The organism is Aquimarina sp. MMG016 (genome assembly GCF_018100805.1).
Lineage (GTDB): Bacteria > Bacteroidota > Bacteroidia > Flavobacteriales > Flavobacteriaceae > Aquimarina.
Genome location: NZ_JAGJEA010000005.1, coordinates 192,049 through 207,213 on the forward strand (window position 1 = coordinate 192,049; position 15,165 = coordinate 207,213).

Genomic DNA, 15,165 nt, shown 5'->3' on the forward strand with positions numbered 1-15,165 from the left:
GTAAAAAAAACAATAGCTCATCATAATGGAATCAGTTCAAGCTACAAAACAACGATTCGGAATCATAGGAAATGATCCTAAACTAAATCGAGCCGTCGAGAAAGCAATCCAGGTTGCACCGACTGACATCTCAGTTTTAGTTACCGGAGAGAGTGGTGTAGGTAAAGAAAGTATTCCTAAAATCATACACTCTTTATCGCATCGCAAACATGGTAAATACATTGCTGTTAACTGTGGTGCAATTCCAGAAGGAACTATAGATAGTGAACTTTTTGGACACGAAAAAGGAGCATTTACGGGAGCAACTCAAACGCGTAATGGCTATTTCGAAGTTGCTAATGGAGGAACCATATTTTTGGATGAAGTTGGAGAGCTTCCGTTAACCACTCAGGTACGATTGCTTAGAGTTTTGGAGAACGGTGAATTTATTAAAGTAGGCTCCTCTAAAGTTCAAAAAACTGACGTCCGTATCGTTGCAGCTACCAATGTCAATATGTTTGAGGCGATCAAAAAAGAAAAATTCAGAGAAGACCTATATTATCGATTAAGTACCGTAGAAATTTTTCTACCACCTTTAAGAGATCGAGAAAGTGATATTCACTTATTATTTAGAAAATTTGCTTCAGATTTTGCCAACAAATACCAAATGCCAACCATTAGATTAGATGAAGATGCAGTTAGTCTACTCGAAAAATATCATTGGAGTGGTAATATTAGGCAACTACGCAACATTGCAGAACAAATTTCAGTCCTTGAACAAAACAGGGCGATAAATCCAGAAACGCTTCGTAGTTACCTCCCAGACATGGGAAGCAATTTACCAGCTGTGATTTCATCTAACAAAAAAGAAAGTGACTTCAGTAATGAACGTGAGATCCTGTATAAAGTTCTTTTTGACATGAAAAGTGATCTAAATGATCTCAAAAAATTAACCATGGAGTTGATGCAAAGCGGAAACTCTTCACAAGTACAAAAAGAAAATGAAGGTTTAATCAGGAAGATATATGGTGATGAAGAAACACCACCTGAAGTTAATTTTGAAGAACCAGTTCAACCAACAACAACGGAGTTAATCCAAATACCTTCTCCTCAGCCTGCTTTAGAGCAAAAAGAAGAAGATAAATATCATTTCGCTGAAGAGATCGAAGAAGAAGAAACTTTATCGTTACACGACAAAGAATTAGAATTAATCAAAAAATCTCTGGAGCGACACCGTGGTAAACGTAAAGCTGCAGCAGAAGAACTAGGAATAAGCGAACGAACTCTGTATAGAAAAATTAAACAATACGATTTATAAAAGTTGATGAGAAAATTAAAATATATCATAGCTGCATTAGCAGGAGTTTTTATTCTACAAGGTTGCGGAGCATATTCTTTTAGCGGAATAAACACTTCAGCCACAACATTCCAAGTTAATTTTTTTCAAAACCAAGCTTCAAGAGTTAACCCGGGAATAGATCAGGATTTCACCAATCAATTACAAGATTTAATCCTTAACCAGACCAACCTTGACCTGGTAACTTCTAATGCAGATGTTATATACGAAGGTGAAATTGTCCAGGATTATGTTGCGCCAAATAATGCAACTGCTGATAATACTGCTGCACAAAACCGCCTTACAATTGCAGTTAATTTAAGGTTTTATGACACCAAAGACCCTAATCAGGATTTAGAACAAAGATTTTCATTTTTCTCAGACTTTTCTGCGGCGCAATCAGAAACAGTAGCAAGAGATGCTGCTGTACAAGAGATTTTTGAGCGGATTACCCAGGATATCCTTAATGCCACTTTAGCTAAATGGTAAAACAATAAATTTGAACATTAAAGAGCTTACATATTTACTTCAAAATCCTTCGGAATTAAAAAAGGAACACACCCATACTATTGAAAAATTGGTACGAGAGTTCCCTTATTTTCAATCTGCAAGATCATTGGCTCTAAAAGGTTTAAAGGACCAGGAAAGCTTTCGTTATAATCAAGAACTTAAAACAACTGCAGCATACACAACCGACAGAAGTGTTTTATTCGATTTTATAACATCACCTCTTTTCCTTAAAGATTTTGATCAAAAAGAGGTCAAAAAGAAAAAGAAAATTGATATTGAGGTAGTTGATGCTAAAGAAATAAAAACTTTACCTAGAATGTCAATGGACGATGCCGTAACCATGAAAATGGAAGAAGCAGAAGACGTTCTTGATCCTTCACTATTCTCAACCAGAGAAGAAGAAAATATACACAGACAGGTTAGTGTTTCAGAATCTTTATCACGACAAACTGAAGAAGAAAAAACCAATCCAGAAGAATCCACTGAAGAAAATTTACAAATCGATAAACCTCTGGTTTTTAACAAAAAAGAGTCACATTCTTTTACAGAATGGATGAAACTAACTTCGTTAAAACCTATTGATCGAGAAGATAGTTCAGACTCTGAAACCAAAACAAATACATCAGAAGAAAAATCCTTCCCTCAAAAACATAAATTTGATTTGATTGATCAATTTATTGCCAACAATCCAAAAATTAAACCAGCGTCTAAAAATGCACCTTCTCGTAATCTTGCAAAGGAAAATCAAACGACTCCGGATGAATTAATGACAGAAACTTTGGCAAGAGTTTACTTAGCCCAAAAAAACTATAAAAAAGCAATTCAGGCTTATAAAATATTAATTTTGAAAAATCCCGAAAAAAGTGGTTTCTTTGCAGACCAAATTCGGGCAATCAAGAATTTACAAGAAAATAAATAATACAATATAATGACAACTTTTTCAATTTTTTTAGGTTTAATCATTTTGGTGTCATTTTTACTAGTTGTAGTAATTATGGTTCAGAATCCTAAAGGTGGCGGATTATCGTCTTCTTTTGGTGGCGGTGGAACACAACAGTTAGGCGGAGTAAAGAAGACTACAGACTTTTTAGACAAAAGTACATGGGCATTAGCCACTTTATTGTTAGTTCTTATTTTATTATCTAATGTTGGATTAATGAATGAAGGTACTACCCAAGAATCACAAGTTGACACACAAGAAGTTCCTGTAGATGTCCCAGCGACCACTACAGATGACACTAATCCAGAATAACATCTTCTGAAAAACAATAATAAAATGTCGACTTGTCATACAGTCGACATTTTTTGTTTCAATTTGTCAGTATCACAGTACTGGCATAATTTCTGAAATAACGCTTTAGAACATTTCATTTTTAATTTTAAATATAAAAAATAATCATAATGGGAGTAAATATCAAACCTCTTTCAGATCGTGTGGTTGTAGAACCACTTCCAGCAGAGACACAAACTGCATCAGGACTATTCATTCCTGACTCTGCTCAGGAAAAACAACAAAAAGGTAAAGTAGTTGCTGTTGGTAGCGGTAAAAAAGATCACGAAATGACTGTTAAAGTTGGTGACACCGTTCTTTATGCAAAATACGGCCCTGACGAACTTAGAATAGATGGCAAAGATTATCTGATTATGCGTGAAGAAACAATTCTAGCTATAGTTTAAGCTTAATTCAACTTCAAAAAATAAATCAATTTAAACACTAATCCAAAAGATTTTCGCTTTCGCGAAAGCAACAAAATAAAATGTTATCATGGCAAAAGATATAAAATTTGACATAGAAGCACGTGACGGAATCAAACGTGGTGTGGATGCATTAGCCAATGCTGTAAAAGTAACTCTAGGACCTAAAGGTCGTAATGTAATTATTAGTAAATCATTCGGAGCACCAACGGTAACCAAAGATGGTGTTTCTGTAGCTAAAGAAGTTGAGTTAGAAGATGCTCTTGAGAATATGGGAGCTCAAATGGTAAAAGAAGTAGCTTCAAAAACTAACGATTTAGCTGGTGACGGTACAACTACTGCAACAGTTTTAGCTCAAGCTATTGTAAAAGAAGGGCTTAAAAACGTTGCTGCAGGTGCTAACCCAATGGATCTTAAGCGTGGTATTGACAAAGCAGTAAAAGCAATCACTGAAGATCTAGCGAAGCAGACTAAGGAAGTAGGTGACTCTTCTGATAAAATCAAACAAGTAGCTGCTATCTCTGCTAACAATGACGAGACTATTGGTGATCTTATTGCTCAAGCTTTTGAAAAAGTTGGGAAAGAAGGTGTAATTACTGTTGAAGAAGCTAAAGGAACAGACACACACGTAGATATCGTTGAAGGAATGCAGTTTGACAGAGGATACCTTTCTCCGTATTTTGTTACCAACAGCGAAAAAATGACTGCTGACCTGGAGAATCCTTATATTTTGTTATTCGACAAGAAAATTTCGGCAATGAAAGACCTTCTTCCAATTTTAGAGCCTGTAGCTCAAACGGGAAAACCTCTTTTAATCATTGCAGAAGATGTAGATGGAGAAGCACTAGCAACTCTTGTAGTAAACAAACTACGTGGAGCATTAAAAATTGCTGCGGTTAAAGCTCCTGGTTTTGGAGACAGACGTAAAGCAATGTTAGAAGATATTGCCATACTTACGGGAGGAACAGTAATTTCTGAAGAAAGAGGTTTCACTTTAGAAAACACAACTATTGAACACTTAGGTACTGCAGAAAAAGTTGCTATCGATAAAGATAACACTACTGTAGTTAATGGTGCAGGAGGAGAAGATTTAATCAAGAATAGAGTAAATCAAATCAAAGCACAGATCGAGACTACTACTTCTGATTATGACCGTGAGAAATTACAGGAACGTTTAGCTAAATTAGCTGGTGGTGTTGCCGTATTATATGTAGGTGCTGCTTCTGAAGTGGAGATGAAAGAAAAGAAAGACCGTGTAGACGACGCACTTCACGCAACTCGTGCAGCTGTAGAAGAAGGTATCGTTGCCGGCGGTGGCGTTGCACTTGTGAGAGCTAAAGCTGTATTAGATAAAGTAAAAACCGAAAATGCTGATGAGGCTACAGGTGTACAGATTGTAAATCGTGCTATTGAATCTCCATTAAGAACTATCGTTGAAAATGCAGGCGGAGAAGGATCTGTAGTTATCGCTAAAGTTCTTGAAGGAAAAGATAACTTTGGGTATGACGCCAAGTCTGAAGAATATGCAGATATGCTTAAAGCAGGGATTATCGATCCTAAAAAAGTGACTCGTATCGCTTTAGAAAATGCTGCTTCTGTATCAGGAATGATCCTAACTACCGAGTGTGCATTAACTGACATTAAAGAAGATGCTCCAGCAGCTGGAGGTGGAATGCCACCAATGGGCGGAGGTATGCCAGGAATGATGTAATGGCGAATCGCCATAGATAAAATTTCAGCAAGTTTGTGAATATCAAATATTGCTAAAATTATAAAAAACCCGTTTTGAAAATTTCAAAACGGGTTTTGATTTTCTACCATGAATTTCAATAAATCAATTAAGAATACTGCTTAACAATATCTTCAACTAACTTTGAAGTTTTCTTGTACTTTTCTTTTGCAATCAATCGTTTTGGAGGAGCCATTCTTACCTCACAATCAGTTAAAGAACAAGTTTCACAAGTTACACCTACTTTAACCTTAGGAATTTTAGAATCATTAACAAAACTGATCTTTTTCTCCAAAGCAGAAGAAATTAAAAACCCAATTCCGATACTACGATAGTAATCTTTTCTAAAAGGGTCTTTTGTTGCAGAAGTAAATACTAAATATTGCTGATTGGTATCCGCATAATCCGAAATCTGAATATCAAATGCATAATTCAGATCTTCACTAGCGGTTCGTTGTAACGTTTTTATAGCCATCCAACGTCTACAATAGTGTTCGTTAACCTCATTTGCATGTGGTTGCTGCTGATGGGTAATATGTAACTCTTTCACCAAATTAAATTTCTCAACGCCTAACTTATGTGTAAACCTTAGGAAAAATACATTTTGCATCCCAAAATCCTTTGGTAAAACATTGGTTAACCGCTGATAAAATGATTCTGGAGAAGCATTATATAATTTCATGATTTTATGAAAAGCCTTCTCAGAAAAACGTTTCATATCGAATAGTTCTTTGAGATGATCCCTAAGATGGTTTTTAGGAATAATTAATGCTCCTGCAAAATATGAAGCATAAAAATTATGCAGTACTTCTTCAAAATTATCATAACGTATCCAAGAAAAAGTATAAGGCCGTTCTTTAATTTCCAGATATTGATATCCTAATTCCTTGGCATAAATAAATGTTTTTTGCGGCTCATCAACCCTATCTGATAACAACAAAGTCTTTGTAGAAGGCACGAAAACCGATCTCAGGTTATCTAATTCTTCTTCTTCAGGAATACCTGATGAATTTATAGTATACCCATATTCCTCTTTTAGAATTTCTTCTAATTCGGCTGAAGTTATTTTTCCTGTCAGGTCCAGTTGATATGAGTTCGCAAATTTTATCGCTTTATCTTCTAAATCCTTAAAAAAGTTATTGTGCGCTTCTTGATAAGATCGTAAAGAAGCTAGATAAAAACCTTCTCGACTCATATTATAGTGCTGAGCGATTTCTATAATTGTACTTATAAAAGCATTGACCTTAGAAGGAGCATTGGCTATGATATCTATAAGATCACTTTGTTGAATCCCGAAAAGTTCTAATGGAATCTCATCCAATATTCCAGACTGTAGAATTTCACCAATTGGTGCTAGGTTTTTATCTAATTTTAAAGACACCAACTGATCATAAGGCACCTCTAGTGTCTCTGCCAGCTTAATGATTTTATCTGTTTTTGGATATTTTTTTCCTTTTTCTATTTCATTAAGATAGGATTTGGAGAGTCCGCTTAACTTGGATAACCCAAAAAGGGATAAATCCTTTTCTGTACGTATCTGTTTGATTTTCAACCCGAAAATCAATCTAATATATTCTTCTGCTATTGCCATAGAATCAAAAGTAACCATTTTTGCGTAATTGCTCAAAAAATAAAATATTCACATTTAGCGAACGTTCGCTTGTTTTATAAAAAACTTTTTTTTAATATTGTTCACTCAAAACGATATAGTTATGGAAACACAGACAAACCTTAGTCAAAAAATTAGCTTCACGAAAGAAGTTAAAAACTACCATCCTGAAATTTTAACCGATGGTGCATTGACCTTTTTAGAAGCTTTGCAAGATCGTTTTAACGAAAGACGATCAGTCCTTTTAAGAAATCGTGAGTGCCAACAGCAGTTGTTTGATCTGGGAACGTATCCTTCTTTTCCAGAAAACACTAAAGAAATTCGTAATAGCGAATGGTCTGCTGCTCCGATTCCGGAAGACCTACAGGACCGTAGAGTTGAAATCACCGGTCCGGTTGACAGAAAGATGGTCATTAATGCATTAAACTCTGGAGCCAAAACTTTTATGGCAGATTTTGAAGACAGTAATGCTCCTCTATGGGAAAACTGTTTACAAGGGCAAAAGAATCTTATGGATGCCGTCAATAAAACTATTTCGTTCTATAATCCAAAAAAAGAGAAAACCTATCAGTTAAAAGAGAAAATCGCTACACTAATTGTACGTCCCAGAGGGTTACATCTTAATGAAAAACACCTTTTGATTAAAGATGAGGAAATGAGCGCTTCTCTATTTGACTTCGCATTATATCTTTTCCATAATAATGAACAATTAAAAGAAAATGGTTCAGGAGCCTACTATTACCTACCAAAACTGGAACACTTTACAGAAGCTATCTGGTGGAATGATGTAATTGATTTTTCTGAAGAGTACTTAGGAATGGAACAAGGAAGTGTAAAAGTAACTGTTCTTGTAGAAACAATAACAGCGAGTTTTCAACTTGATGAAATCATTTATGCTTTAAAAGACCATATCGTTGGATTAAATTGTGGAAGATGGGATTATATCTTTAGCTACATCAAAAAGTTAAGAAACCATAAAGATTTTGTAGTACCCGATCGTGCTCAGGTAACAATGACCAGTCCTTTTATGGATGCATATAGCAAACTTGTAATCCAGAGATGCCACAAAAGAAATATTCTTGCAATTGGTGGTATGGCGGCTCAGGTTCCTATCAAGGAAGATGAAGAACGTAATGCTATCGCTTTTGCAAAAGTAAAAGCCGATAAAGAGCGTGAAGTGCAAAATGGTCACGATGGTACTTGGGTAGCACATCCTGGTCTGGTAAAATTAGCATTACAGGTATTTGATAAAGAGATGTCAACTCCTAACCAAATGCATGTTAAAAGAAATGATATCAAGATTACTGAAGAAGATCTTTTAGCAATCCCACAAGGAACTATTACCGAAAAAGGAATCCGAGAGAATATTAATGTTGGAATCCATTATATCGCTACCTGGTTAGGTGGAAACGGAGCTGTGGCATTATACAACCTTATGGAAGATGCTGCTACGGCAGAAATTAGCCGAACTCAGATATGGCAATGGTTAAAGAATGAAGTTAAACTTGAAAATGGATTACAATTAAACGCCTCCATGTTTCACATACTTTTTGAAGATGAATTAAAAACTATTGAAAATCAGGCAGGAAAGTCATTATTTGAAAGTAAAAATTATCAAAATGCTATCCAGATCTTTTATGAACTGGTAACAGCAGGGGAATTTGAAGAATTCCTTACCACTAAAGCATATAAATATTTATAATAGCTATTCTTAATTAAAAGAAAAAGAGTTTGGATTCTGTGCCATAAAGCACCAAGAATTCTAAGTAACTACCTACATCAATACTTTACAAAATATAGTAAGGATCATTATTGTTAAATCATCTACTATAATAATGAAAGGTAGTACAGAAGTTAAACAATTTTAATTTTTTCCGATTTTATTATTGTGCTCTTAACGGCACTCACAATTGTGAGTGCTGTTTCTTGTTATAAAAATAGTATCAATCTTTTCTTTTCTGATAAATACAAAGTCATAAACATGGTAACAAATTCCAATCTCAATACATTAACATCATAACAAATCAATTAAAGAAAAACACCTGTACCTTGGCTTATTTATACGAATTTAGCAACATAAACAACAGTTTCAGAAAGCAAGTCAGTTGTTTCAACAGTTTATATACCATAATACAAAAACTTATAAAGAATTTCGTATATCATTATTTATCTAATTTATCAGTATGACCGTACTTCAAGACATTTCTAAAAACAACAGCTGGAATCTACCAACACTTTTAACTTTCAGGTTCTTTTTTGCCTATCTCTTTCTTAATATTTTTCCTTTTCCTTTATACTACATAGGCACTATTCTCGGGATAGATGACTTATTTTCTTTTTACACGGACTGGATGCAACAACTTTCGGTATGGGTAGGAAAAAATATACTCAGAATTGAATACGAAATACGAATAGGTCCTAATGGAAGTGGTGACACCACTGCTGACTACATCTTTCAATTTATTACTATAACCGTAGCTATAATAGCAACAGTAGTTTGGAGTGCTTTGGATTTTAGAAGAAAAAATTATGGTACATTATTCCTCTATTCAAGAACCGTAGTAAGGTATTATGTTATAGCCACAATGTTTTCTTATGGTTTTTCTAAGGCTTTTACTCTACAATTTTCTGAGTTAAGTAATTTTGATTTAATTAAAACTTTCGGAAATCAATCTCCCATGGGGTTAATGTGGAACTTTATGGAATATAGCGACACATACACTCGGTTCTCGGGATACGCAGAAATCATAGCAGGAATATTGTTACTTTTTAGAAAAACTACTGTATTTGGTGCTTTAATGGTCGTAGCAGTTATGTTTAATGTATTTATGATGAATATGAGTTATGATATTCCTGTCAAACTATATAGCGGATTGTTAACCATAATGGGATTATTTCTTCTTGCTCCAGACCTGAAGCGCACTTTGAATTTTCTCATCCTAAACAAACCTGTAGAACCTAAAGAACTTACCTCTTATTTCAAGAAACATAAACTAAAGATCACTACAATTGTTTTAAAGGTATTAGTTGTTCTTTTTTTATTTTATACTAATATCGATAGGGTTATTGAAGGGGAAAAGAAATGGGGAAAAAAGGCTCCTAAATCTGCTTTGTATGGAATTTATGAAATTGAGAATTTTATCAAAAATAATGATACTCTATCCCCATTAACCACAGACACTATTCGATGGAAACGTTTAATTATTGAAAAAAGATATAGTGGGATTCAAACGATGAATGAAAAAATTCAATATAGAAAAGAAGAAACTGACACTATTTCCAGCACATTACGACTTATATCATATAGGGATAGTACAGACGTGCAAAGTCTTTCTTACAAATTAAAAGATAGTTTATATTTTTTTGAAAGTATTTACAAAGGTGATACCTTAAAAATTAAAGCCAAAAAGAAAGAGCGAGAAGAGTTTTTATTAATAAACAGAGGATTTAATTGGATCAATGAATATCCATTTAATCGATAATATTAATATGGCTTTGTCTTTATAGCAAAGCCATATTAATACCAGATCTAATCACACTTCCATTTGAAGTCTGATATCTTAAACTTTTTACCACCTTCGAAGTTATAATGCCACCATTCTGTTCTAATGGTTGAGAAACCATGTTTCTCCATAGTACCTCTTAGTAGTTTACGATTCGTTTTTACTTCATCAGATAAGTCTGCATAAGCGTGAGCTGCTTCTTTTCCAAAATGATCAAATGCAGTACCCATATCCAATTCATTTCCTTTTAAATCCGTTAAGGTAATATCTAGTGCCGCCCCTCTGTTATGTACAGATCCTCCTTTGGGGTTTGCAACGTATCCAGGATCAGGGACTAATTTCCACATTTTTTTCTGAACACTATGTGGGCGATAACAATCGAATAACTTGATTCGATATCCTTGCTTCATAAAATCCTTGTTTGCACTCATTAAAGCTTTAGCAACAGCCCCTCGCACATAGCATTTTGCACAAGAATACACCGCTTCCTTCAGAAAATTATCTGAAGTAGCGTATTTCATGTCCAAAACAAAATAATTAGATAGTTCTTCGATGTTTATAAACTCGTTATCTTGTATAGAATTAATAACTTCTTGCCTATCCAAAACCGCACTCAGTTCTTCTTGTCTGTTGAGCATGTTTTGCTCTACTTTTTTGGCTCTCAACTGTATAGCCTTAGACCTTTCTAAAAGAGCTAAAGTTTTTTCGTTAGGAGTAATCGTAGTAGTTTCAATACAAGAAAAAGTACTTGTAAGAACTACTAATAAGAGTAGTTTTTTTACCATAATATCCCCGGTTTTAGTTTGTTTAGGGCAATCTCTAGTATCTTAATAAAGCCTAAAAAAAACACAAATACTGCTTTTAAAAGAGCTATTTGTCTACAAAAGATAATTAACAAAATTTATATTCCAAAATATTTCCCAAATACAAAGATAGCTTCTTTTTATATATTTTTCCCAAAATTGTTAAGCCTCTAAAAATTAAATAGTTGTAAAAATTAATTTATATCTTTATTCATCATAGACTTTTTACCTTGTAACTGGGCTGAAGCATCCACAGTAAAAGTACCATTTATAACGACTTCATCTCCAAATTTTAGACCTTCAAGTATTTCATAATAATCTCCAAAAGTTTTTCCGAGTAGAATATCTCGCATCTCAAATACAGAAAGAGTAGAGTCCGGTTTAACATATACTATAGATCGTTTTCCTGTCCATAGTACAGCACTTTTAGGTATCTTAATAGTTTTATTTTTGGAAATTATAGGAATACCTAACTCTCCACTTATAAACATTCCAGGTTTAAACCCTTCATTATTCCTCAAAACCGCCTTAACATCTATTGTTCTCGTTTTTTCATTCATTACGGGGTCAATAATAGAAATAGTTGCTTTAAACTTTTTACCTGGAAATGCTTTAGCCGTAATAGTTATATTCTGACCTTTTCTGAGAGTAGAAATCATGTTTTCATAAACATCAAAAGATGCCCAAACAGAATTCAAATTGGCAATCTTAAACATTGGCTGCCCTTCACGAAGATGATTCCCGACTTCAACCATTTTCTCAATTACCACACCCGACACATTTGCATACACCGGAAAATTAGCCCTTATCTTTCGTGATGACTCTATCTCTTTAATTTGATTCTCTGAAAGTTTCCATTGCAAGAGTTTTTTCTTTACAGCTTCATATAAATCTGGTTGGGATTTTTTAAGCTTGGACGCTGTTATTAGCTCTTGCTGTGCTGCAACAAGTTCTGGTGAATATACTAAAGCCAAAAGCTGTCCTTTGTTCACCTTTTCTCCTGTGTAATTAACATATAATTTTTCTATTCTACCCGAAAAATGCGAAGTCTGTATAGATCTTGATTCTTCGTTTTCTGTAATCTTTCCTGACAACATCACTGTATTTTCTCTTAATGATGTTTTACCTACGATAACTGTTTGTATATCTGCCAATGCAATTGCATTTTTTGTCATTTGAAATTGATTAGGAGTAAGCTCACTTTCTTTCTGTACAGCAGGTATAAGATCCATACCACAAATTGGGCAATCTCCAGGTTCAGGTAACATTACTTGAGGATCCATAGAACAGGTCCACATTTGACCGGTTTCTAAGGTGTGATCGTGGTCTTTTTCTACCCTCGTGGTTTTTCCGAAGAAAAAATAGCCCAGTAGTAATCCTAAAGCTAAAAACCCAATATATATACTATACTTTTTCATAATCCCATATTATTGATTAACATGATTATAGCCATCACCAGCATAATAGTATTTTCTATAAAGGTAGCTTTAGTCATTGGGAGCTTTAAAGCTGTACCCAAGCAAGCACATTGAATACTTTTTTTACTCAAAAGCACCCTGGTAACACCAATGGTTGTGATTCCTAAAATGACTATGGTGACTATTAAAGCTATTTCTATTTCAAAACGCATTAAAAATAGTAGTGCCAACACAGTTTCTATAAACGGATATATCCATCCATAAACTGGAATTGCCTTTGCTAAAGGATCATACATCCTGAACGATTGTGGAAAACCCTTTAGGTCTAGCATTTTGAAAAAACTAAATACCACATAGAACAATCCCATAAAGTCGAGCATAAAACCTTGCCAAGAATCTTGATTCAGCAAAACCGAAGCTACCGTGATATATCCAAATATTAGAAATAATGGAGTTAATTGTCTCCATTCGCTTTTTTGTTCTTCTACAGTATTAGATATGTTTTTCTGAGTCACTTCTGTAATAGAATATTTAGCAGGTAACACCTCCTGAAATGTTTTTATATTAACCGGCTCACTAGTCTCTACAACTGCCTGAGCTTTTTCTAAATCTACAGCTACAGATGTGACTCTTTCAACTTCTGTCAGCAATTGTTCTACTTTGCTTCGACAGCCATTACAAGTCATCCCTTGTATGTGATAGGTATGTTTCATTGTATTGTTGCTTTCACGCTACCACATTTCAGCATTTTATTCCCAAAATATGGATTACGAACTTCTTTAGAGTCTGATAACCAATACCCTCCTTCTCCTTCAAATGCCATAGGGCAAAATTGTTTATGTACTTCGCCAGAGGTTATTTCAGCATTGGTTATGAGTTTTTCTACTTCGCTAGTTAGTGTTACTAGAAAATCTCTTTGCTTTTTTAGATCCTTGGTAAGTGATACCAGTTTGGCAGTAGCTTTTAGTTGTTTATTACTTTCCTCTTCAGAAATACTTTCTGCTAATGATTTTGCTGCTGTACGCGCCATCTCGTTATTTGCATTGACTAAAGCTTTTTTTATGTTCAGGTATTGATGATATATTTTAGTTACTGACGTATCAGCAAAAACCACATCACTTCTAGAATCTGTATGATTAAGATCTACTTTTGATACCTCTTCAACCTCATTATCGTCACTAACCACTTCTGGTGTTTTTTTATCTTTTCCGCAGGAAAAAACAACAGTTGATATCACAGTTAGTATTATCGTTTTTATTATTACTTTTTTCATCTTTTATATTCTTTTATTCTAAATAATTAATAATTGCTGTTTGTATAAAATAATCCTTAATGGATGTAATCTTTTTTAGTTCAAAACCCAATATCATCTCCTGAATCTCCAGAAGCTCATTAAAGTCTAATTGATTTGTTTGATACATTGATAATGCAACTTGCTCTGCCTGATTAGCTTGTTCTATATTTTTGACCTGAGTTGTATAATTGATCCTCGCAGTAATTCTGTTATTAATTGCTTTTTCTAAAATTTCTTCCAATTTATTTTGCTCTGCTTCTCGTTGCTGTGAATATCCTTCTTGCTTTAGCTCGAATTGTTTGTCTTTAGATTTGAATTTTTTAGAAAACAATGGAATCGAAAGTGACAACATAGGCATTACGATATCCTTTCCATTATCACTAAAGGTTTGATCAGGGCGTTCTTCTACAACAACATAATCCAGTCCCACACTTAGTCCTGGTAAACGTTCTTTATCATTTACTTTTTGTTGTGCAATAACCATATCACTGAGATTATCATATTTCAGTAACTCTGGATGATATGTAACATCATCAATAGACATTGTAGGTTCTTCATCAGGAATGATGAGATTATCCGGGACAATTAAATCTTCAAAACCATCACGATCTAATATTTTATTAAAACTGGTTTCTGCGTTCAGAATATTTCCTTTTATAATCTCGATCTTATTGTCTAATTCATTTTGAGCAATATTAATCTTAAGCACATCTACTGCCGAAGCTTTATTATTAGCAACTTCAGAGATCGTAATTTCTTTATAATCGGATAACAACTCCTTTTGTTGTTTTAATATTTTCTCTTTTGCCTTCCAGCTATACAACTCATAATAACGCCGCTTTACATCTAGTCCAATTTTACGTCGTAAGATCTCTACATCATTTTTAAACACTTCACTGGTAGAAGTCTCTTTGTTCTTTTTAGCTTTTAAGGTCCCAAACCACGGCAAAGATTGTTTTGCTGTAAATTTTGCTTTCTGTGCTCCTGTTCTGGTTTCTGGTTCACTTACAAAATACCCGGCTCCAATAGAAGTATTAGGTAAACTTCCCGCTTCGTTTACTTTTTCTAAAGCTGCTTCATAAGTATACTGCATTGCCTTAAGTTGGGGATTATTTTGCTCTGCTTCTCTAATATAATCCTGAAGTGTTTGACTGTTACCGGAAAAATAAAAGAACAAAGAAAATAGAAGAAAGACTATTCTATTTTCTTTTCTATAATTTCTTTCCTCATTATATTTCAACTTGACCATAATCACTATAGTTCTTAATATTATAAATTTTACACTTTTA

The 15,165-nt window shown here is 34.1% G+C and carries 14 protein-coding genes; 8 read left to right on the forward strand and 6 right to left on the reverse strand.

The genetic code is table 11. From position 1 onward, the window contains the following. The first annotated feature begins 25 nt into the window (after nt 1–25). The 6 genes from J8M14_RS12020 (at nt 26) to groL (ending at nt 5,231) form a co-directional block, all read left to right on the forward strand. Nucleotides 26–1,297, forward strand: a complete 1,272-nt coding sequence (locus tag J8M14_RS12020) for a sigma-54 dependent transcriptional regulator (protein ID WP_211074867.1) — start codon at nt 26–28, stop codon at nt 1,295–1,297. Nucleotides 1,298–1,303: 6 nt separating this feature from the next. Further along, a complete protein-coding gene (locus tag J8M14_RS12025; protein ID WP_211074868.1) occupies nt 1,304–1,804 on the forward strand; it encodes an LptE family protein in 501 nt (166 codons plus the stop codon). A gap of 10 nt (nt 1,805–1,814) precedes the next feature. Then, nucleotides 1,815–2,744, forward strand: coding sequence for a hypothetical protein (locus J8M14_RS12030; protein ID WP_211074869.1), 930 nt, complete (start codon nt 1,815–1,817; stop codon nt 2,742–2,744). 9 nt (nt 2,745–2,753) lie between these two features. Continuing rightward, nucleotides 2,754–3,077, forward strand: a complete 324-nt coding sequence (gene secG, locus J8M14_RS12035; RefSeq protein WP_211074870.1) for a preprotein translocase subunit SecG — start codon at nt 2,754–2,756, stop codon at nt 3,075–3,077. Between the two features lie 149 nt (nt 3,078–3,226). Next, nucleotides 3,227–3,502 (forward strand): co-chaperone GroES, encoded by a 276-nt coding sequence (locus J8M14_RS12040; protein WP_211074871.1) that lies wholly within the window; start codon nt 3,227–3,229, stop codon nt 3,500–3,502. Between the two features lie 88 nt (nt 3,503–3,590). Beyond that, the gene (groL, locus tag J8M14_RS12045; protein ID WP_211074872.1) at nt 3,591–5,231 is read left to right on the forward strand and encodes a chaperonin GroEL; all 1,641 of its coding nucleotides are present in this window, start codon (nt 3,591–3,593) and stop codon (nt 5,229–5,231) included. 127 nt (nt 5,232–5,358) lie between these two features. On the opposite strand, the gene J8M14_RS12050 is transcribed toward groL, so the two are convergent. After that, nucleotides 5,359–6,840 carry an XRE family transcriptional regulator gene (locus tag J8M14_RS12050; RefSeq protein ID WP_211075068.1) on the reverse strand — a complete coding sequence of 494 codons (1,482 nt, stop codon included), beginning with the start codon at nt 6,838–6,840 and terminating at the stop codon, nt 5,359–5,361. Nucleotides 6,841–6,961: 121 nt separating this feature from the next. Here J8M14_RS12050 and aceB point away from each other — a divergent pair, with 121 nt between their 5' ends. Both aceB and J8M14_RS12060 read left to right on the forward strand, forming a co-directional pair. Continuing rightward, nucleotides 6,962–8,560, forward strand: coding sequence for a malate synthase A (gene aceB, locus J8M14_RS12055; protein WP_211074873.1), 1,599 nt, complete (start codon nt 6,962–6,964; stop codon nt 8,558–8,560). A gap of 481 nt (nt 8,561–9,041) precedes the next feature. Beyond that, a complete protein-coding gene (locus J8M14_RS12060; protein WP_211074874.1) occupies nt 9,042–10,340 on the forward strand; it encodes a hypothetical protein in 1,299 nt (432 codons plus the stop codon). Between the two features lie 47 nt (nt 10,341–10,387). Here J8M14_RS12060 and J8M14_RS12065 read toward each other — a convergent pair whose 3' ends face one another. The 5 genes from J8M14_RS12065 to J8M14_RS12085 form a co-directional block, all read right to left on the reverse strand. Then, the gene (locus tag J8M14_RS12065) at nt 10,388–11,146 is read right to left on the reverse strand and encodes a M15 family metallopeptidase (protein WP_211074875.1); all 759 of its coding nucleotides are present in this window, start codon (nt 11,144–11,146) and stop codon (nt 10,388–10,390) included. Nucleotides 11,147–11,358: 212 nt separating this feature from the next. After that, complete coding sequence (locus tag J8M14_RS12070) at nt 11,359–12,582, reverse strand: efflux RND transporter periplasmic adaptor subunit (RefSeq protein WP_211074876.1); 1,224 nt, start codon at nt 12,580–12,582, stop codon at nt 11,359–11,361. Continuing rightward, nucleotides 12,579–13,295 carry a heavy metal-associated domain-containing protein gene (locus J8M14_RS12075; protein WP_211074877.1) on the reverse strand — a complete coding sequence of 239 codons (717 nt, stop codon included), beginning with the start codon at nt 13,293–13,295 and terminating at the stop codon, nt 12,579–12,581. The genes J8M14_RS12070 and J8M14_RS12075 overlap by 4 nt, the downstream gene beginning before the upstream one ends. Then, entirely contained in the window at nt 13,292–13,855 is a 564-nt protein-coding gene (locus tag J8M14_RS12080) for a DUF3347 domain-containing protein (RefSeq protein ID WP_211074878.1), read from the reverse strand. The genes J8M14_RS12075 and J8M14_RS12080 overlap by 4 nt, the downstream gene beginning before the upstream one ends. Nucleotides 13,856–13,868: 13 nt before the next feature. After that, nucleotides 13,869–15,125: a TolC family protein gene (locus tag J8M14_RS12085; RefSeq protein ID WP_211074879.1), complete on the reverse strand. Its 1,257-nt coding sequence runs from the start codon at nt 15,123–15,125 to the stop codon at nt 13,869–13,871. Nucleotides 15,126–15,165 lie beyond the last annotated feature (40 nt).